The sequence below is a fragment of the Chitinophaga sp. sic0106 genome (genome assembly GCF_019219075.1).
Classification (GTDB): domain Bacteria; phylum Bacteroidota; class Bacteroidia; order Chitinophagales; family Chitinophagaceae; genus Chitinophaga.
The window spans coordinates 195,194-215,668 of the sequence record NZ_JAHUWJ010000007.1; the positions used below are offsets into that span (position 1 = coordinate 195,194).

Sequence of the window (20,475 nt, forward strand, 5' to 3'; positions counted from 1 at the left end):
GCAGCGATGGTGTATGACGGGGGATATACGCCAATTTTGTGCAGCTCAGGCGTCTTTAATTCCCAGGTAATGCATTACATAATGCACAATTCGATCAGCCTGTGATGCTGTTAAATTGTTTACAGACGATTTTAAATAACCATGCAGCGTTTCCGGCAGCATTACTTTGGCCTTGGTCAACAACGCATTTACCTCTACTTCCGGTATGTGAAGGGTGTCAGCTGTTTCCCGGACAGTCATGGATGCTATTTCACGGAGCCGGAATACCAGGCGGCATTGTTCCGGTAATTGTTCAATGGCATTTTCCAATATCTGTGTGAGTTCATTTGCGGGTATGTTGCTATCCATTTTGTCATAGGAGTAGATTTTGTTCAAACTACCTGCTCCATTAGATGACAAGCACAACAAAAAGGTTACAAAAAAGCCCGGTAAAACATAGTTTACCGGGCTACTTATTATTTACCTGATTTCAGCATAACGTTAATTTCGCTGATCGCCGGCAAGCTACTGGCTTTTAGGATATTTAGCCGCAGCTTTGGCGTTCGGTATTGCTGGGGGAAGTTAATTACTTTACAATCCCCCATTGGTTCTTCTCCCAGGAAGATAGTCTTCCATTCCCCTTTTTCCAGCAGCTGAATATTGTACTGTAAGATACGGGGGATACGAATCTGCGAAAAACCATCAGGAAGTTCCTTTACATCTTTGTATTCAAAGATGCTGATTTTGTTAAAGGCTTTTGCTTCATTGAGTGAGAGTTCAATAGTGGCAGTTGAGTCTGCGGCCTCCCAACGGCTATCCAGGTTTCCATCATTAATATTGGCAGCTTCCAAACGGTTACCCTTATATTGTCCCGTGCTCGTTGCTGTCACAGGTTGACGCCCAGAGATCAGCTCCCCATTTTTAGGGAGTGGTTTGTTGGGTTGCAGTCCCAGTCTTTTTCCCAGTTCAATAACAGCGTTAGCGGTATAGGGTCTGATGCGGCCAGTATTGTCAGGCGGCACATTTATAACCAATGAATTATTGTTTGCAGTTGACCAATAGAAAAGTTCCTGCAGTTCATCCAGGTCGCGCACTGGCAGCTCGGCTGATTTTTCAAACCAGTTCCATCGGCTGCTGATGCAAAGGGTATGTTCGAAAGGCAGGTAATAGGATTTCCCTTCGTGCAGGTATTGTTTTTTATCATACAGGGTAATAATCTGCGGGTCCCACAGTCTGAAATCGGATGGATAATATTGAAAATAGTACTTATTATCTTCGGTCATTTTGCCTGGCCTGGTGAAGTTTCGTTTTCCTTCTTCGTTTACGATAGTATGGTTTACACCTACGGCACAGGCAGGGTTGAATTGCTTCACCAGTTTATACACCTGATCCAGGCCCCAGTCCTGCGGTTTCCTATCCCAGCCTCCATCGAGCCAGAGCTCACAGATATTCGGGTTGATTTCAAAAAGTTCCGTCAGCTGTTTTTTCATATAGTCGATGTACAGCTGGGGATTTTTGTCTTTATATACAGGTTCATGTCTGTCCCACAGAGAATAATAGATAGCAAAGCCAATCCCGTATTTCTTGCAGGCGTCAGAAACTGCTTTTACGATGTTCATTTTAACGGGCGCCGATCCCACGTCATAGGTGGTGTATTTGCTATCCCAGAGGCAAAACCCGTCGTGATGTTTGGTGATCAGTAGCACATACCTGAAACCTGCGTCCTTTGCGGTTTTCACCCATTGTTCCGGGTCCAGGTGTGTGGGATTAAATTTTTCGGCGGGAATCGTACCGTCGGACCACTCCACGTCGGCAAAGGTATTTACACCAAAATGAATGAACATCCCGTAGCCCCTGTTAATGAGCGCCTGTTGTGCGCGATTGGGAGCAGTGGCGGGTTGCAGTATTTGCGCACGGGAAATCAATGCAGACAATACGGTAAGTAAAAATAAGCTGGCAGTTGTAAAAGTATTTTTTTTCATTGGTCTGTTTTGTAACGGGAGATGTAAAGCCATCTTTTCAACGTGGTCACGAGTATAACACAAATATAACCGATTCAGCCGCAGGGTATTGATTGGAGATTGACCAGGATTGGGCATATTTTAGCATTTTAAGGTGGAAGCCCGATTAAACATTTCAGTGGCTATGCTGTTGTATACCCATCTTTAACCTCAAAATGTATATTATGCCTTATTCCCCCTTATTAATCAAGCCATTTAAGGAAGAGCTCACCGGTGTGGGTGTACAGGAACTACTGACGCCTCAGGATGTGGACAAAGTGATGGAGCAGGATGGCACTACCCTGGTCATCATCAACAGTGTATGTGGTTGTGCCGCAGGTATGGCGCGCCCGGCTATCAGAAAAATCATGGAAGACGGCAGCATCAAAAAGCCGGACCGGATAGTTACCGTGTTTGCTGGCCAGGAGCTGGAAGCTACTGCCCGCCTACGTTCGTATATGGCCGATATCCCACCGTCCTCCCCCAGTATTGCGCTTTTTAAAGACAAGGAGCTGGTGTACTTTCTTCCAAAATTCCGTATCGAATCGAGAGATGCACAGTCGTTAGCCGGGGAACTGTCCGGTGTATTTGAAGAATTTATTGCTCAGTAATGGTAAAGGGTATGCTAAATGGTGATGATTTGGCATACCCTTCCTCACCGCCTTAAAAAAAGTTAGCTCCTCTCCTCCACCTGCTGACATAGGGTTGTCAAACCCCCATCCTACCTTTACCATACAATCAATCATTATGGAAACACTTGATGGAAGACAAGCCGTATATGCCGCTACCAGGGCCGAATGGCGTAAATGGCTCCGGGAAAACTCTCAAACTGAGGCTGGCGTATGGCTAATCCAGTACCGTAAGCACAGTAAAGTCCCTTGCATATCGTTGATCGAGGCCACCGAGGAGGCCCTCTGCTTCGGCTGGATAGATAGTAAAGCTAAGCGCCGTGATCCGGAGAGCTTTTATCTCACCTTTACCCCCCGGAAGGCGAAAAGCAAGTGGAGTAAACCTAATATAGAACGAGCGACGCGATTGATTGCGGAAGGGTTGATGACGGAGTTTGGGCAGGAGAAGATTGATTTGGCGAAGCGGACGGGGATGTGGGTGGAGATGCTATAAGTTACATACACTGTGCATATCAGCACCGTGAGTTTTAGAAATGCGTTCATACAATAGCCCTGCATATCAAATGCGGTATTATATGAACGCACTAGGTATTTAGGAGAATTAAATCTCTTTCAGACTATTTTTCAGGTCATTACTTTACACGTTTTTCCAGTGCCTGTAGCCTGGCCTGTATATCCAGCAGCAGTTTCCTGTTAGCCTCGTTCTCTTCCATCAATTTATGATTTTCGTTTTTGAGGTCAGTTAATTATTGTTATTAATAAGTTAAGCTCCTTTTATTCACATTATCTAAACACTTTCTACATAAGTACTCATTAAATTTCATGCTTTAAAATAACTTCTAACTAGCAAAATGCAAAAACAACTGAAATGACCAACAAGGCTTATAAAGAGTGGCTGGTGGAAATAAAAAACAAGGTTAATCAAGCTCAATTAAAGGCAGTTTCCAATTTCAATATAGTTTTAATAGAACTTTACTGGGACCTAGGAAAGGAAATTATTTCCAAACAAACTGAATACAAATGGGGAGAGAATTTTCTGGAACAACTTTCCATCGATCTCAAAAAAAGTTTTCCTCAGATAAATGGATTTTCTCGCAGAAATTTGTATTCAATACGGCAATGGTACGTTTTCTTTTCTCAACAATTCGAATTTGTGCCACAGCCTGTGGCACAATTGCCTTGGTCGTACCAACGACTGTTAATTTCTAAAATTAAAGACCTGGCAACGGTAGTTTTATACGCCAAAGCCACCCATAAAAATGGATGGTCGAGAAATCAGTTAGAAATTAACATTAAACATAATTTTCATTTAAGACAAGGCAAGTCTGATCATAATTTCGATTCCACGCTTCCTAAACCACAGTCTGACCTGGCGGCCGAAGCTATCAAAGATCCATATCATTTTGATTTTCTTGGATTAGAAGAGACTGCGCAGGAGCGAGAAATTGAACTTGCCTTGACACAGAAGATTACTCACTTTATGCTGGAACTCGGAAAGGGTTTTGCATTTGTTGGCCGTCAATATAAATTAGAAATCAGCGATTCCGATTACTTCCTGGATTTATTATTTTATCATTTACACCTTCGTTGTTTTGTGGTCATAGAATTAAAGGCAGGAAAATTTCTTCCTGAATATGCAGGAAAATTGAACTTTTATCTTTCCGCAGTAGATAGTAAATTAAAACACATAACCGATAACCCATCAATCGGGATAATTTTATGTCGATTAAAAGATAAAATAGAAGTAGAATATGCTCTTCGCGACCTAAATAAGCCAATAGGTATAAGTTCCTTTGAGTTATCAGAAATAATCCCTGATGACCTTAAAACTCAACTTCCGACAATTGAAGAAATGGAAAGAGAATTAATAGACGAGTAAGGTATTTTCCATATTTGGGATCAAATAATTCTTTATTGAAGCCTTACCATGATCATCGACCTTACAACTAAGATAATTTTAAATGTATTTTTGATAAAATACTATCAAATCATTAAATTACAGTCCCTCATTCACAATAGTGCCCTTTTGAGCACTTTATTGACCAAATTTAATATTCCATCATATTACACCATTATTCTTAACACCACCTCCCATGAAATCAATACAAAACCTGCTTTCCATTCAAAATGATTCAGAGGATTTATCAATGCCGCAATTCGATACCTACACACGTGCGGTTATTAAAATCATTAATTACTTCTGTTTAGGGATCATTGCCATCAATCTGACGATCGCCCCCATCTTCAGTTACTATCTCAATGACTCAAGAGTTTTGCTCGGCGGAAGTATTGAAATTGCAATGCTGACTGGAGTCTTATTGCTTAATGTTATACGTAGACCTAAATGCGCAAATATATTATTCCTTTTAACATTAAATCTTGCCACACTATATTTTGGAATTATCTTAGGTCCGACACTTAGTATTATCCTGATGCTTTTCTTTTTGGCTGGCGCTGCAATGTTTGTTTTTCAGACAAAAGCAGAAATTATTGCCAGTCTGTTTTTTTCATTGTTAATTCTCTCCATTTTAATCATAGGATATGACTACCGAATCGACGTGGCCTTGAGTCGTACAATTGCTCAACAAAATTGGTTGGAAAGAATCGGAATATTGTGCGTTTTCACACTTGTCGTTGCCATTTTCGGGGTTTTCGCTAAAATTAAAAATGGGATGTTGGATACAAAGGAAAAAGTCATCAAAGGCCAGGATGAATTGATTATCCATGAGCAAGGGCTTAACTCCATAAGAAACCATCATTTGAGATCAGTTGCACATGAAATGAATCTCGTGCTAAATATGGCCATGCCTATGGCGGAACTTGTATTGGAGAAGGTACAAAATCAACCTGACGTTAAAGAGTTAGTAAATTATTTTTTCATAGCCCACTCAAATTTACAGAGGTTAGGCTCCAATCTTCTGAATGCCGACAGACTGGAACGTGGCCAAATTGAGCCTAATTATGAACTATGTGATTTGGAAGAAATCATCATAGAAATGATAAAACTGAATGAGCTTTATGCGCAGCATGAAGAAAAAGTAATAACATTTACAGGACTTGTCCAAAGCTCTCTACTCGCTCCTATTGTCGTAGACGTCTCCATGACCAAAATGGTAATTAACAATCTCCTACAAAATGCGATTCGCTACGGAATTAAAAAAACAGAAATTGTTATTTCACTTCGAGCAAATATAAATTCGATACTAATAAGCGTAAAAAATTCAATTAAGGAAAAGATGAGCGCAACGCAAATAGATGAATTATTTACAGATAGCCACGCACGTATCGAAAGGTCTAATTCAAAACGTGTAGGAATTGGGCTATCTGTATCAAAACAATGTATTGAAACAATGAACGGAACACTAACTGTAACTTGTGAGGAAGATTTAATTGCGTTTCATGTTATCCTTCCAAAATCCAATTTTAGTAAGATTGGTTACAAAAATAAAGGAGACAATTAATCAAACTCCAAACACTAAGAACCCTTCAAATACGCTATTATTTGAGCTAACAACAACCCGAACTAGATAAGATTAGTTCATCGTGGTAAAATGAAATCGTAGATTGGAGAATATTGCATGATTAAGTTATCAAGGTGTTTATTAAATTAACATTATACTAATTACAGCATTATTTCCTAACCTAAGACATTTCACCATGCCACAATTTAAATTGTACGCGATTCCAAAATTGCATTGTCCATTCATTCCATATGAAAATGCACTCCTGGTTCAAAAAGTCGAAGCTCATACCAGATCATGGCTAAGAAAGTTTAGTTTGATTAAGTCGCCCGAACATGAGCAATTCTATACCAGACAGAAATTTGCCGCAATGATCGTCTCCAGCTATCCATTTGCTACAGAAGAGGCATTATATGTTTGGTGCGATTTGAACACTTATCTTTTTCTATTAGATGACAACCTTGACGAAACAACCACGATTAATTCTATGGCTGCCATGCAGAATCTGGCTGACAAGTACTTTTCCATACTATCAGGTGGCTTACCAAATGACTGCAATGATAACATGCTAATAGCCTTTGCGGACATCTGGAAAAGGCTATGTTCTATTGGTACTGCTACCTGGTTAACAATTTTTATCGAAAACATACGGGATATGTTTTTAGGAGGTATGTGGCAGCTTAGTACAGCCCTAGCAGGCAAAGCACCAACTCTCAAATCCTACATTGAAATGCGCCAGTATCTGGGCGCAGCTCACTTAGCAACGGACTCTATGCCATTAATGGCAGCCTGCCAATTACCTATTTCAGTTAAAAGTGATCAGATTTATAAAAATATGATAATCAATGTGCGCAATGTCATTTGTTATTCAAATGATTTATTTTCATTGGGAAAAGAATTAGGCCAATCCACATCAGGGGCTGACTTCAACCTCGTCACAGTACTTATGAAAACCGATAATTTGACGATTGAGAATGGTATAACAGCAGCTGCAAAATTCCATGATGATGAAATGAACCAATTTATTGCAAATTCATTAGATTTAATGAATCGATATCCCGCCTTACGAGAACAATTACATAAGCAAGTAATGGCCTTAAAGTATTTAATATCCGGAAATGTATTTTGGTCTACAAAAATATCGACACGATATCCACACATTTATGAGAATATTCCACGAGGGATTATGTAAACTCAAACTATGAGGATATGGTGTCAGAGATATGCCAGACACCATATCCCAACAATGAAATAGCAACTTAAAATATATTACTGGGGCGCGAGCACCGACACAAAATGCAATAATAAAACACTCTCACGCCTTACATTTTAAGATTGTGGGATCTGGCAAGTAATGCTGTATCACAAGGTGCTTCCCAAAAAACTTAGGAATATTTATGCCTAGTAAAACGTCTAATTTCAACCCTCTTGTATTAATCTTTTGGCGTTGTGGATACTTTTTATGTTGATAAGGATCAGAAATAAAATACAACCTGATATTCGGACTCTGTGCTAACAGTAATAATTGCTTTTTCATAATTTACTTTTTGAATTATTAGAATTCTCCTTCCTGGATTGAAGGAGCTTTTCGATATCATCAACTGAGTAAAAGATTGTACCTCCAATTTTGGAGAACGGCAAAGTTCCATTTGAACGCAGGGTAAGGAGGGTTCCTGCACTGCATCCAAGGAGGCGCTGAACCTGATATGTTTTTAACCACTTGGGCGATGCCTTTGGCAGGAGTTCAGATATAGCTTGGCGAATGGATTTTAAAAGGTCGTTATGAAAATTTTGTAAGTCACCATAAGTGACGAGTAAATCCGGATTGGATGGAATGCGATAAGAGGAGGTTTGTTTTGCCATAATTTAAACCTTTGCGGCAAATGTATGGTGATGGAAAGGTGGTATTTCATAGTTCACTTCCCAGTATGAAAAAAAACTCAATTAAATTTTTCTACTCACGGCTTATAACCCACTGCGGCAACATTGCGGCACTACTATCCACTTAACTATGCTCCGTTTACAAGTCCATATTGAAGTTCCTCGTATTGATAGGCACCTAATATTTTCTAGTTCAAAAAATTCAATCTTACTAATCAAAAAAAAGTGTATCCTTGTATTAATTCTGATTTATCATAACCCCTGAATTTTATCAACCGGCAGTAACACATAATCGCATAATTCAAGACGCCCTGTTTATCGTATTTCCCTCCAGGTTATAATAATCAGTGATTGGATGTAACTTATTAGCATTGGCATTCTTATACCTGATCTCCACCGGAATTTCGCCTGACTTTCATTTTTCGTAATTAGCTGAGTAGCAGTTAAAACAGCACTTGTTGTATACTACTCTTATGTAACCTTTAAATCGTCGTTGTCCGACCTGGCAGGTCCAGGATTCTCAGTGTTATATCCAGTATTTTCACCGGTTTTCGCCGGTGGTTACCTTTTATGCCCAGGTATTTCATCATCACTGACATTCCATTTCGCTAACAATCGGAAATAGAAGGCTGTATGACCAATATTCGTACATTTAAGACTATATGCTTTTGTTGCCTAATAACCCTTCAGATCAAGGTGTATGCACAAACATTTAGCCTGGGGGCCAGACCTTCAGCCGATTCAGGTATATTGATATTACGGGGAGATTGCAAAACAGGGGTGGTAGCAAAGGTAATGCTCTATCATCCAATGCAAACACTGGACCTTATTGCAGAACCAATGAGAACTGAACCTACTCCTCCACCCTCCAAAGTGCCATTTCTGACAATTAAAGGAAATATTACCTATGATTATTTTTATCAATCAAACATCGACACACCATTTGCAGAGCGCAACATACATCAGCACACCCTGCAAACCAATCTGAGTATTACTGTAAGAAATCGTTATCCCGTCCAGGTTTCGTTTAGTACCCAACAGGGTAACTCTTCCCTATTCAACAATCTGACAGGCGGTAAAATATCCTTTAACAGCAATGATTTTAAAAATCAGCTGTTTATGAATGCCCGAAAGTGGGTAGTAACTGACCCAAAACGCCAGGCCAACCTCGATAAGTTTCAGCAACAACTTGATGATACCTTTGACCAGCTTAATAAACTGAAGTCCTCATATAACAGCAACGTATATACGCAGCAATCCGTGGAAGCCAGAGAATTATTGTACCTGCGAGCACGCGATACTGCCATGGGTAGGCTATCATCTTTCAAAAACCATGACTCTCTTTACCAATCCAAGATCCTGGAAAAAGAAAAATACAACAGAGAGCTCGATTCACTGGGGGATCACTATGATCATCTCAAGCAACAGTATGATAAAACATATCAAGGGCTAATGTCTCAGAAAACCAGACTACTGAATGCCCTACAACATAGTAAAAATAACAAAGCACTTACCGATGCGCTCGATGCACTCCAGGTACCAGATTCAGTATTACCTAAAGGCTACAAGACGCTATTGGCAATACGAAATGTTGGCATAGGGCGATCAATGGTTGATTATTCTGAGCTTACTGCCCGAAACATCAGCATTACAGGGGTACAGCTGGAATTAAATCCATCCTGGTACCTGGCAGTAGCCAGCGGGACTGTTGACTATACCTTCAGAAATTTTATTATCAGGGAGAAGAGGTCCCCGCAATATCTAAACCTGATCCGAACCGGCTTGGGGCAACGGGAATCAAGTCATATTTATCTCACCTATTACACCGGAAAAAAAGAGCTTTACGGTGCGAATGCAACACCCGCAGACCCGTCTGTCTCTGTGGACAACCACCTGATGGGCATTGCGCTCGAAGGTCAATGGCAACTGGGTCGTCAAACCTATGTGACCGGTGAAATAGCCAAATCTTCCCTTCCATTCAATGTCCGAAAAGGACATGGGCAAGGTAACCTTCAGAGTATGCTCAATTTTGACGGACACAGCAACGAAGCATGGAGCATAGGCATCGCCACCATGTTATCTCGGACCGCCACCAGACTAACGGGCAGCTATCGCCAAATGGGAAGTAATTTCCAATCCTTCAGCCTGTACACTACCGGCTCACAGCAAACCGCATGGGTGGTACAGGTGGATCAACCATTATTTAAAGAGCAGTTACTACTATCTGCGGCATTACGCAAAAATAGTTATAGTACTTATTTTGAGCCGGCAGCTTTTGAAAGCAATACCCTATTTAAGCGTTTCCAGATTTCCATTAGGGTTCCACGCCTGCCTTTTATTACGTTGGCTTATCAGCCTACGTCCCAGTTGGTAAAACTCAGTGATCAGCGTTTTACAGAGCAAATCTTTCATACCCTTACTGGTACGGCCACCTACAACTATCGTTTAAATGAAGTGATGATGAACACTTTGCTGGCTTACTCCAGATTTTTCAATCAGGATACTGATAGCACCTTCGTGTATTTCAACAGTACCAACTTCACCGCTAGCCAAACTATATTCCTACATAAATTGACATTGACTGGCCAGTTAAATACCAGTATTACAAACGCATATAATCTCTATACCGCCTCCGGGGATGTTAACTGGCAGATTTGTTACTGGCTACAGGCAGGCGGTTCAGTACAGCATAATTATCAATCAAAATACAATTTATCACAATTAGGTTATGGTATGAATATCAGACTGAGGATACCCTATGTCGGGGACATCAGTGGCAGTGCTCAGAAACGATACCTGCCCGGATCTTCCAGACAACTGGTATCAAACAATACAGGCAGAATAACCTATACCAAGATATTCTGAAATCTATGAACAACATTAGGAACTTACTTTACATCCTCCTACTGACAAGTATGGCCACACAGCGCTTACAAGGCCAGGTAGTGATTTCAGCACAGGTTCCACCTACCGGTATCCTTCAACAGTCGCAGCTCTGGAACATCCTGCTGACGAATGCAGGTAAGAAACCGGCATATATTAAGGTAGTCATGCGCCTTACAGATGCCAATACCGGTCAGGGTGTGATGACCGCCATTAGCCGTTTCCTGGAGGTTCCAACCGGTGGATCTGTTTTGCACCTTGCAGACTTCCAGCCTATTGCTACGGAATACCTCAGACCTACTGCGGATCAACGGGAAAATGCGCTTTTACTACCAGGAAAGTACATTGTTTGTTACAGTGTAGTAGTGACAGATTACAAAAGCGGCGTGCCGGTGTCGGAAGACTGTCTTAGGTTTGTAGTAGAACCTGTAAGTCCTCCCATCCTACATTTACCGGCTGACAAAGACACCCTGCAAACAACGCTTCCTGCATTTACCTGGATCCCACCAGCACCATTAAATATTTATAGTGACCTAAACTACCAGATCACCGTAGCAGCTGTAATGCCAGGTCAGGCACCGGCAGCTGCGATACAGCAGAATATCCCCGTTTATCATGGATCGTTCATCCGCCAGCCATTTATGAACTATCCGGCCGGTGCTCCTCCACTGGACACAGGCATTACCTATGCCTGGATGGTGGATGCACTAAATGGAAATCAGTTTTCATCACAAACGGAGGTGCATACTTTTCGAGTTTCCAAACCAATACCAGTACCGGCGAATGATCTTTCGGCATTTGTAGGGCTTAGCCTGAACGGAGATGCCAAACCCCTACTGGCCGAAAGTACGTTGAAGTGTGCTTACACCAATGAATCCGGGGAGACATCCGTTGATTATGAAATTGTAGCCCTTCAACAAGGCAACCAGTTAGTCACTCGCGGAAGGCTGACAATGCAGCCCGGTCCTAATCTCATTACTATCCCCCTAAAACGAATTGTTGGTTTATCCGCTGGTTCCCTATATGCATTTCGGTTCAAAAATAGTCGCAATGAAAACTGGGAGCTGAAATTCATATTTAAGGCGGAGCGATAATATTTAAAATCACATGCCCTTACCTCAAAATGTATAGTACATGATATTGGCCAAATTCGCAAAGACAAAAACGTTCATTGCCAGAATACTGATAATGGTCTTTTATGTTGAAGCCGTACTCCCTCTACATGCTTTGGCAGCAGCACCTGCCATACATGTAACACCGGCAGTGGCTACTTCCACCCCGGCAAGTATCTTTCACCCACCTGCTGCATTGCCGGCACCAAAGCATAATATCAGTAAAACAGCAGTATTGCCTTCCAATACTAAAAATGAAGGTGGCCCGACCCAACCGGAAATGGAAGCGTTTCATTCAGCCAACACAGACCAGATGGTAAACCTGTTCACCGGTGATTTCAATTATACCATACCCCTGGTGGATGTAGGTGGATATCCGTTAACATTAGGTTACAACAGCGGCATTTCGATGGACCAGGAAGCCAGTTGGGTAGGTTTGGGATGGGGCCTTAACCCGGGTGCCATCACACGGAATATGAGAGGTTTACCAGATGATTTTAATGGTACTGACTCCATTACAAGGGAAAATAAAATCGAAGAGAACAAGACTGTAGGTGTAACTGCAGGTGCAGATATTGAAGTCATCGGCTTTCCAAAAAGCATTGGAGGAATTGGCTTTAATGCGGGTATAGGCTTTTACAAGAATTCCATCCGTGGCTGGGGAATGGAAACAAGCGTCAATGCCAATATATCGGTAGGTTCCAAGAATTCCGGGCACTTATCCGGCGCGCTTTCCATCAATAATAATAGTCAAACAGGTGTTACCATCTCCCCATCTATCGGGTATGAGTTCCCTGCTAAAGAATCCGCTGATAAGTCTGTTTACACCGGATCCTTTTCCATTACATCTCCTTATAACTCAAGGTCTGGCATGAAAGGCGTAATGTTTTCCGGAGGAATGCGTCAATATGCTGCATCCTTGAAAATGGAAGACCCAAATGGCAGAAGTATTGGCAATACCTCCAGCAGTATCAGCTTTGCTTCACCGGCTTACACTCCTGGCGCAACCGTTCCATTTACCAGCAAAAACACAGCTGTTACAATCAAGCTAGGAACAGAAGCGACTGTTATCCATCCAAGCCTTTTTATCAGCGGGTATATCAACACGCAAAAAGTAGATCCGGCTGATCAGCGCCTATCGTTCCCAGCCTACGGCTACCTTAATTATCAAAACGGGTACACTAATACCAGCGCATTGCTTGACTTTAACCGCGAACGGGATATCACCTATCGTGAAACGCCGGCAGTGCCCAATATTGCCATCCCCTCTTATACATACGATGTTTTCACAATCGCCGGAGAGGGCGCTGGTGGTGCTTTCCGTGCATACCGCAATGATGTTGGTTATGTGTTCGATCCGTTAGTGACTTCCAGGGACAAATCCCTCAATGCGAGCGTGGATGTAGGATTTGGATACCTGGTACATGGTGGGGTGGATCTCGGCCTGACAAGGGCTTATACCAGAACTGCGCTATGGGAAACCGATAATCCTTTGAAAACGGCTATTAAGTTCACCAATTCCCAGGGAAATTATGAATCGGTTTACTTCAGAAACCCTGCCGAGAAAACGATCAATTCCAAAACATTTTACGACAACCTAGGTGGTGATCAGGTAGTAACCGCCAAACTTAATCAGTCCTCCTGGTTGTCACCTTCTATAACCAGCGTGGCTAAGTTAACACCCTATAAAAACGCAACGCCTCAGGCAGATATTCCCCTATCGGCAGCAAGTAGTATTAAACCTGCCAGGGAAAAACGTACCCAGGTGATCACCTACCTGACAGCCAGTGAAGCAACAGAAATTGGGTTGTCCAAATATATTGAAAACTATAAGTTAAACACTTACCCCGACATTTCCAGCCGTACGGAGGAATCTCCTGTTACCTTTATTGGTAAAGGCAATGGCCTGATCGCTACTTATTATCATTCTGGTGGATTTCAGAAAAAAGACTCCCTTTTCACCAGGGTAGACAGTGCTATAAATTTTAAAGAAAACAAAGAATTCAAAAAGCCTGGAGATGCTGTAGCTCTATACGATTACTTCAACGCCAAATATGAAGGCCGCCTGAAAGTACCACATTCAGGTCGCTACATTTTCAAAATCGATTGTGATGATGGTTGGAAATTTTTTCTAAATGGCGATTCCATATCTTCCGGGTACCGGCCTACTTCAAATCATTATGACACTGTTTATATGGAAGGGGGTAGGTTATATCCCATTAAGCTGTTATATACCGATGGCCCTACATTTGCCAAAATCACACTGGCCTGGCGCTCAGAGGCACTGGGTCCCAATACACAGTTCCAACCCATTGCACCTGAATTCTTTTTCAAACCATACGACAGCGATACAGTTGGCACAAGTTCAGTAATGATATTAGAAAAACGAGTTACCTCCTATAGAAAGCCCAACCATATTTCTGAGGTAAATGTGCTAAATGCAGATGGAAAAAAGTATGTATATGGCATACCTGTATACAATTTAGATCAAAAAGAAGCCACTTTTTTCGTAAATAAAAACCTGGCCAATTCGGACAATGGCTTGGTAAAATACACTTCAGGCGTGGACGATGCCATTGGCGGACCTGATAAATATTACTCCGGCGAATTGATTCCTTCCTATGCGCATTCATTTCTGCTGACAGGTATATTGTCACCCGATTATGTAGACGTTACAGGAAACGGTATCACAGATGATGACATTGGAAATGCCATACGGTTTAACTACACCAAAACAGCAGGAGCCTCTAACCCATATCGGTGGCGTATACCATATAACGACAGTGCCACTTATAACATAGGGCTCAAGTCAGACTTCCGGGATGACAAAGGAAGCTACGTACGAGGCTCCAAGGAATTATGGTACCTTAATTCTGTAGAATCAAAAAATATGATTGCCGTATTCCGGCTCGGTAGCCGGAAAGATCAGCTGCAAATCAGCAGTACAGGTGTTAAGTCTGCCAACGGTGCCATGAAACTGGAAAAAATTGATATCTACAGCAAAGCTGATTACCGTAAAAATGGCACCAATGCAACTCCCATAAAAACAGTTCATTTCGAGTATACCTACCAGTTATGCCCGGGTATTAACGGAAACGGATACCCATCCGACAGCGGAAAACTCACACTGAAGCGGGTTTGGTTTAGTTATAATGGCAATACCAAGGGAAGAAATAATTCTTACCTCTTTGTATATAACTCCCTCAATCCAGGTTATAATACCCAGATGTTTGATCGTTGGGGAAATTATAAACCAGCAACGGATAATCCGGGCTCCGTCACAGGTAATATCATTCAGAATTCAGATTACCCATATGCTTTACAGGATAGCATCCTGGCGGCCCGTAACGCCGCCGCCTGGACATTAGATTCTATTATCACGCCAGCAGGTGGCAGATTGAAAATTAATTATGAAAGTGATGATTACGGCTACGTACAAAACCGTCGCGCCATGCAGCTATTCAAAGTGGCCGGTTTGAGTGCCAACGCCCCCACCTCCCTTTCCGATATTTCAAATAACCTGTACAGTGCGGTAGGGTTGGACTACAAATACATCAGTATCAATGTTCCTGTTGCCGTCAAGTCCAATCAGGATCTGTATAACAAATATCTGGAAGGTATCAGTAAAATCTATTTTCGTATGTACGTTAGCGTACCTTCCGACACCTATGGCAATGGTTATGAGCTCATTCCCTGTTATGCCAGGATCGCTTCTGACGGCGGTTATGGATATTACAACGGCGGCAATACCATTTGGGTCAAAATTTCCGGTATTGACAAGCTGGGGCATGCTGGCACATCCAGCCCCTTAGTGGTTGCCGCATTTAACTTTATAAAACAAAATCTACCCTCTAAGGCATATCCAGGTTCCGACAACGGTGATGGTAATTCTGCCATTGATGCAGTAAAGCTATTGTACAATCAGGCGGCAAACATCAGCCAATTATTAACAGGTTTTGACGTCCAATCAAAGATTCGGCAGTTAGCCAGGAAGTTCGATCCTGTACGCTCATTGGTACGTTTAAACAGTCCCGTATACAAAAAGTATGGTGGCGGCCTCCGTGTCAAAAGCATAATCAGCTATGATCACTGGAATAAGATGACCGGCCAGCGGGAATCCAGGTATGGAAAATCCTATCAGTATACCACCACAAAGGTAACAGGGACAGACACACTGACGATCAGTAGCGGCGTAGCAGCCTATGAACCCCTGACTGGAGGGGAGGAAAATCCATTTCGCCAGCCGATCGAATACCTGGAGGAAGTAACACCATTAGCGCCGGTGGTCATGGGATATACAGAGGAACCATTGGGAGAAACATTCTTCCCTGCTCCTACTGTCGGGTACTCAAAGGTAAGGGTAAGATCCATCAACGCCGACAAAGTCAAATCAGCTAATGGGTTTGAAGAATATTGCTTTTATACCGCAAAAGAGTTTCCAGTAATAACAGAACGAACCACCATTAATAGTGATACAAAAAAAAGATTCAAAAACAATCTGGCCGATCTCCTAAAAATCAACTCCCTCCACTACTTAACTATTTCTCAGGGATTTAAAGTGGAGCTCAATGATATGCATGGTCAACTTAGATCACGTGCCGTATATGGAGAATCTGATCCTAATAATTACATAGCCTATACGGAAAACTTCTATCATGTTGACAACCAGCAAACAGGCGAAAAACATCTAAAAAGTGAAGTACCTACCATGGGTACTGACGGTAGCATCAAATCCAGCATAGTTGGGAAGGATATGGAACTGATGGTGGATTTCCGTGAGCAATCCACTCTTATAAATAGTTCTTCTTACAGCCTTAACAGTGAGGTATTCATGGTGGCTATTTTCCCCGTCATCATTCCTTCCTACATCCGACTACCACAGCGGGAAGAAAATCGCTTTCGGTCTGTGGGTACCACAAAAGTGATTAACCGGCATGGAATCATCGATAGCATAGTTGCAATTGACAAAGGTAGTAAAGTTGTTACCAGACACCTTCTCTACGACGAGGAATCTGGAGACCCGGTACTAAGCAGTGTACAAAATGAATTTAACGACGACGTATATACCTTTAATTACCCGGCAGCATGGGTATATGAAGGCATGGGAGGTGCCTATAAGAATATTGGCACCACCCTTAATCATATTGACATTACAAATGGTAAAATCACGGCTGGGTTATCCGGAAGTCCCAATGACTATTTTTTTAGTGGAGATGAAATCCTTGCATTTACCAAACGCAAAGTATTTGGAACAGAATGCAGCTATAACCTCGCACGCTGGCCAGTACCCTTCCGTGTGTGGGCAGTAGATGCCAATATGCTGACAGGTGGCACGCCGGACATATATTTCATCAACCAGGATGGCTCTGCCCTTACCGGTAATGATATTACGTTGAAGATTACACGCTCAGGACGCAGGAATATCGCTGCATCCGGCGGAACAGTAACCATGTTGCACAATCCCATTGCTGGCAATGAGTTGGTGATTGATGAAAACTCAGGAGTGGTAAATGCCTCTGTTGCCACTTATAGCCAATTCTGGAAAGTCTCAGACAGAAAGGTAGCCGGGGTGATCATAGACACCTTTTACAACATCCGTTTAGACTGCACCTTTGTTATTGCATGTGGAGGCACCACCCCATCAGCGATCATTACAGTGCCGGCTGGTACCTTTTCCTCTGTAGTAAGCCAGGAGGTTGCCGATGACTTAGCAGGGATATACATGCGCCACAATGGCCTATTCCTGGCCAGGCAACAGCTCTCCTGTCCTTTGTATTGGAATACCGAACAAATTGGAAGTTTCCAACGCAGCAACTGTACAGATGGTGGGGTCGGGTTCTTCGTGAAAGATACTATTGCTGCTAATACCTTCAGTTCCTATATCAGTGTTGCTGATGCCAATAATCAGGCAATAGAACAACTTGCCATCAATGGACAGGCAAGAGCGGATGCCACTGGGAAATGCCAGTATTTCAGTGATGAAAGATCAGGATCGTTTCTCAGAACAACCTGTCCAGGTGAATTAGTAGCGCTTCCTACCCCTTTTAGCATTCCTGCGGGTTCGGATTCTTCTGAAATAAGCAAGGAAGCTGCAAATGAATTGGCAGATCTCCGTTTGCAAACGGAGGGACAGGCATACGCTGATGAAATTGGAAGGTGTAAAGTCTACGCGAAATTATTTTTAACTCAGCAACAAGTTTATGATTCGTCCAACAGTAGCATATACCATTATTACTCTTTTGAAAATGTAGACATTCACTTTTTTGCAGATGCAGCCTGCACCATTCGTTACACTCCAGGTGACAATATAACAGTTGGGATCAAAAAATCTAATGTAAGGACATATTATCAAAATGGAACCCCAACTGGGCTTGTGGAACAGTCATATTCCGAAAGTTCATTTTCTATAGGAGATGATATTAATAGAGTTTTTAATCAGGTACTTTTTAAAGATGAATCACTCCCCAACACAGACCCATCCGTCATTGTTTCCACCTTCCTGGCCACGTTCACCTTACTACCCAGTGATGATTACATAATAGTGAATTAATTAAATTATGATGAGACTTATCACAATCACGCTCCTCCTTTTCTATGCCAGCAGCTTGCATGGTATGGAAAGATTCAATAGCAGCAAAGCTGATACTAGTGGTACCTGCTACAGCGCGGTTCTGGATACCGCTGTAAATCCCTACCACCTTGGCATTGCTGGCAACTGGCGTCCACAGGCCACCTACGTTTATTATAGTACACGTAACGAACAAAATGCGACTACAGATATAAACATCCGGACTGCCGGCACCATCTCATCCTTTATACCCTTTTGGAAGTTTCAGTCGGGCCGCCTACAGGCCGATCCTGATACGACTGTCTGGTTTTGGAACCAGCAATCTACCATCTTCAATGGAAAAGGATTCGAACTGGAAAATAAAGATGCATTAGAGAGATATAATGCCGGCATATATGGATACGATAACGAACTTCCCGTGGCGGTGATTCAAAATGCAAGGTACAGGGAGGTAGTATTTGAAGGATTTGAGGATTATGGTTACGGAATGGCCGCGTATGACACAGCATGTCCTGTCAGTAAAGGATTTGACTTTCTGCCTTATAAAACAAAATTTGATAGTACAGTAGCCCATTCCGGACGGTATTGCCTCCGCATTCCCGCCTCCCAGTCGATTTCTATTGGCTCCAACGTAACTACAAATGATGTCACAGACTTTTCGTTCAACATCAACCGAAAAAACATGACCTGTATTTCGGGTACAGGCCTCCAAAGTATCCGTGCAAACACTCAGGTGATCATACCTCCATTCTCACCGTTTCCAGGTAAGAAAATGCTGGTGAGCGCCTGGGTCAAAGAGCAGTCAGATTGTAACTGTACCAGCTATACGAAATCAGCCATCATACTACGCGCAGGCACCACTAATGTTACCTGCACCCCTTCCGGACAGATCATTGATGGCTGGCAGCATATAGAAGGAGCAGTGCTTATTCCGGCAGCAGCTACCTTCTTTACCGTGGAATTTCAGGCCAGTAGCAACACAGCAGTATACTTCGATGATATAAGAATTCATCCGTTCAACGCCAATATGCAATCATATGTCTATGACCCTGTTACGCTGAGACTTATGGCGCAGATGGATGAAAACAACTTCGCTTCCTTTTACGAATATGATGATGATGGCACACTAATAAGGGTAAAAAAGGAAACAGAAAGAGGCATAAAAACTATCCAGGAAACAAGAAGTGCATTAATCAAAGACGAAACCCCTTGATACCATGAAATCACATCTTCCAAAATATTATTTGCTACTCCTCCTCTGTATATCAGGGCACCGACTGTATGCACAAGCTGATATTGACGAAGCAGGCAAATTACTCAGCCGAGTCAAACAAACATATGATTCCGCTAATATCTCCTTTCATCTAAAGTATACATATGCCGAGGCAGATCAACCCAATACTGTAACGGACTCCTTAGAGGGTGACGCACGACTCCAGGGGAGCAATTGTTTCATGACCCTTGGAAATATTATCTTTTTTAGAAATCAGTCTTACAATATCTCTGTATTTAAAGAGGATAAACTGATCATGCTGGGCAGACCCTCCACACTCAGCAAGGAGATGCAACTACCCTCAGATCAGATTAGCACCGCATTGCACCAGGCCGGCGTCACTGCATGCCGACTGTTGCGGAATCATCAACTGACTACGATCATTTTCGAATACTCACGAGAAAGCCCGTGCCGGAGAATGGAAATCACTATCGACGAAGCCACCAGCCTTATCCGGGAAGTCGTCACCCAGATACCACAACCGCTGTCACCGGAAGAATCCGTAACTACACGTGGCTCCGAACAATATATAATGATTAGAACCTTTTTCACTGCCATGAAAACGGAGCAACCAAATGATTCCATTTTCAATGAAAAGATGTTTTTCACCCGCGAGGGCAATGTTATAAAGCCTGCTGCTGCGTATGCCGATTATCAGATATTTCTTGCTAGCCCTAATATTTAAAACC

At 42.4% G+C, this 20,475-nt stretch carries 13 protein-coding genes; 10 read left to right on the forward strand and 3 right to left on the reverse strand.

Going from position 1 to position 20,475, the window contains the following annotated elements; all coding sequences use genetic code 11:
* Window positions 1-45 precede the first annotated feature (45 nt).
* Complete coding sequence (locus KW844_RS12765; protein ID WP_218377122.1) at window positions 46-375, reverse strand: sigma factor-like helix-turn-helix DNA-binding protein; 330 nt, start codon at window positions 373-375, stop codon at window positions 46-48.
* An 80-nt stretch (window positions 376-455) separates the two neighbouring features.
* Window positions 456-1,961, reverse strand: a complete 1,506-nt coding sequence (locus KW844_RS12770; RefSeq protein WP_218377123.1) for an alpha-L-fucosidase — start codon at window positions 1,959-1,961, stop codon at window positions 456-458.
* A gap of 203 nt (window positions 1,962-2,164) precedes the next feature.
* On the opposite strand from KW844_RS12770, the gene KW844_RS12775 reads away from it, so the two are divergent.
* From KW844_RS12775 to KW844_RS12795, 5 genes are all read left to right on the forward strand, one after another.
* Window positions 2,165-2,590: a BrxA/BrxB family bacilliredoxin gene (locus KW844_RS12775; protein ID WP_255578405.1), complete on the forward strand. Its 426-nt coding sequence runs from the start codon at window positions 2,165-2,167 to the stop codon at window positions 2,588-2,590.
* Window positions 2,591-2,684: 94 nt separating this feature from the next.
* Entirely contained in the window at window positions 2,685-3,101 is a 417-nt protein-coding gene (locus KW844_RS12780; RefSeq protein ID WP_255578406.1) for a YdeI family protein, read from the forward strand.
* A 375-nt stretch (window positions 3,102-3,476) separates the two neighbouring features.
* The gene (locus tag KW844_RS12785) at window positions 3,477-4,487 is read left to right on the forward strand and encodes a YhcG family protein (protein ID WP_218377125.1); all 1,011 of its coding nucleotides are present in this window, start codon (window positions 3,477-3,479) and stop codon (window positions 4,485-4,487) included.
* Window positions 4,488-4,701: 214 nt separating this feature from the next.
* On the forward strand, window positions 4,702-6,069 hold the full coding sequence (locus tag KW844_RS12790; protein WP_218377126.1) for a sensor histidine kinase KdpD: 1,368 nt from the start codon (window positions 4,702-4,704) through the stop codon (window positions 6,067-6,069).
* A gap of 196 nt (window positions 6,070-6,265) precedes the next feature.
* On the forward strand, window positions 6,266-7,261 hold the full coding sequence (locus KW844_RS12795; RefSeq protein ID WP_218377127.1) for a hypothetical protein: 996 nt from the start codon (window positions 6,266-6,268) through the stop codon (window positions 7,259-7,261).
* Window positions 7,262-7,602: 341 nt separating this feature from the next.
* On the opposite strand, the gene KW844_RS12800 is transcribed toward KW844_RS12795, so the two are convergent.
* Window positions 7,603-7,932, reverse strand: a complete 330-nt coding sequence (locus tag KW844_RS12800) for a helix-turn-helix domain-containing protein (RefSeq protein WP_218377128.1) — start codon at window positions 7,930-7,932, stop codon at window positions 7,603-7,605.
* Between the two features lie 858 nt (window positions 7,933-8,790).
* On the opposite strand from KW844_RS12800, the gene KW844_RS12805 reads away from it, so the two are divergent.
* The 5 genes from KW844_RS12805 to KW844_RS12825 all read left to right on the forward strand — a co-directional run bounded on the left by KW844_RS12805 (window position 8,791) and on the right by KW844_RS12825 (window position 20,471).
* A complete protein-coding gene (locus tag KW844_RS12805) occupies window positions 8,791-10,815 on the forward strand; it encodes a hypothetical protein (protein ID WP_218377129.1) in 2,025 nt (674 codons plus the stop codon).
* 5 nt (window positions 10,816-10,820) lie between these two features.
* Window positions 10,821-11,927 (forward strand): hypothetical protein, encoded by a 1,107-nt coding sequence (locus KW844_RS12810; RefSeq protein ID WP_218377130.1) that lies wholly within the window; start codon window positions 10,821-10,823, stop codon window positions 11,925-11,927.
* A 94-nt stretch (window positions 11,928-12,021) separates the two neighbouring features.
* On the forward strand, window positions 12,022-18,495 hold the full coding sequence (locus KW844_RS12815) for a DUF5977 domain-containing protein (RefSeq protein WP_218377131.1): 6,474 nt from the start codon (window positions 12,022-12,024) through the stop codon (window positions 18,493-18,495).
* Between the two features lie 7 nt (window positions 18,496-18,502).
* The gene (locus KW844_RS12820; protein ID WP_218377132.1) at window positions 18,503-19,726 is read left to right on the forward strand and encodes a hypothetical protein; all 1,224 of its coding nucleotides are present in this window, start codon (window positions 18,503-18,505) and stop codon (window positions 19,724-19,726) included.
* Window positions 19,727-19,730: 4 nt separating this feature from the next.
* Entirely contained in the window at window positions 19,731-20,471 is a 741-nt protein-coding gene (locus tag KW844_RS12825) for a hypothetical protein (RefSeq protein ID WP_218377133.1), read from the forward strand.
* Window positions 20,472-20,475: the final 4 nt, after the last annotated feature.

Bases quoted from the DNA above. Each gene is read 5' to 3' on its own strand.
- KW844_RS12770 (WP_218377123.1), bottom strand. From the start codon at position 1,961: ATGAAAAAAAATACTTTTACAACTGCCAGCTTATTTTTACTTACCGTA.
- KW844_RS12800 (WP_218377128.1), bottom strand. From the start codon at position 7,932: ATGGCAAAACAAACCTCCTCTTATCGCATTCCATCCAATCCGGATTTA.
- KW844_RS12790 (WP_218377126.1), top strand. From the start codon at position 4,702: ATGAAATCAATACAAAACCTGCTTTCCATTCAAAATGATTCAGAGGAT.
- KW844_RS12805 (WP_218377129.1), top strand. From the start codon at position 8,791: ATGAGAACTGAACCTACTCCTCCACCCTCCAAAGTGCCATTTCTGACA.
- KW844_RS12815 (WP_218377131.1), top strand. From the start codon at position 12,022: ATGGTCTTTTATGTTGAAGCCGTACTCCCTCTACATGCTTTGGCAGCA.
- KW844_RS12810 (WP_218377130.1), top strand. From the start codon at position 10,821: ATGAACAACATTAGGAACTTACTTTACATCCTCCTACTGACAAGTATG.
- KW844_RS12820 (WP_218377132.1), top strand. From the start codon at position 18,503: ATGATGAGACTTATCACAATCACGCTCCTCCTTTTCTATGCCAGCAGC.
- KW844_RS12775 (WP_255578405.1), top strand. From the start codon at position 2,165: ATGCCTTATTCCCCCTTATTAATCAAGCCATTTAAGGAAGAGCTCACC.
- KW844_RS12825 (WP_218377133.1), top strand. From the start codon at position 19,731: ATGAAATCACATCTTCCAAAATATTATTTGCTACTCCTCCTCTGTATA.
- KW844_RS12785 (WP_218377125.1), top strand. From the start codon at position 3,477: ATGACCAACAAGGCTTATAAAGAGTGGCTGGTGGAAATAAAAAACAAG.
- KW844_RS12795 (WP_218377127.1), top strand. From the start codon at position 6,266: ATGCCACAATTTAAATTGTACGCGATTCCAAAATTGCATTGTCCATTC.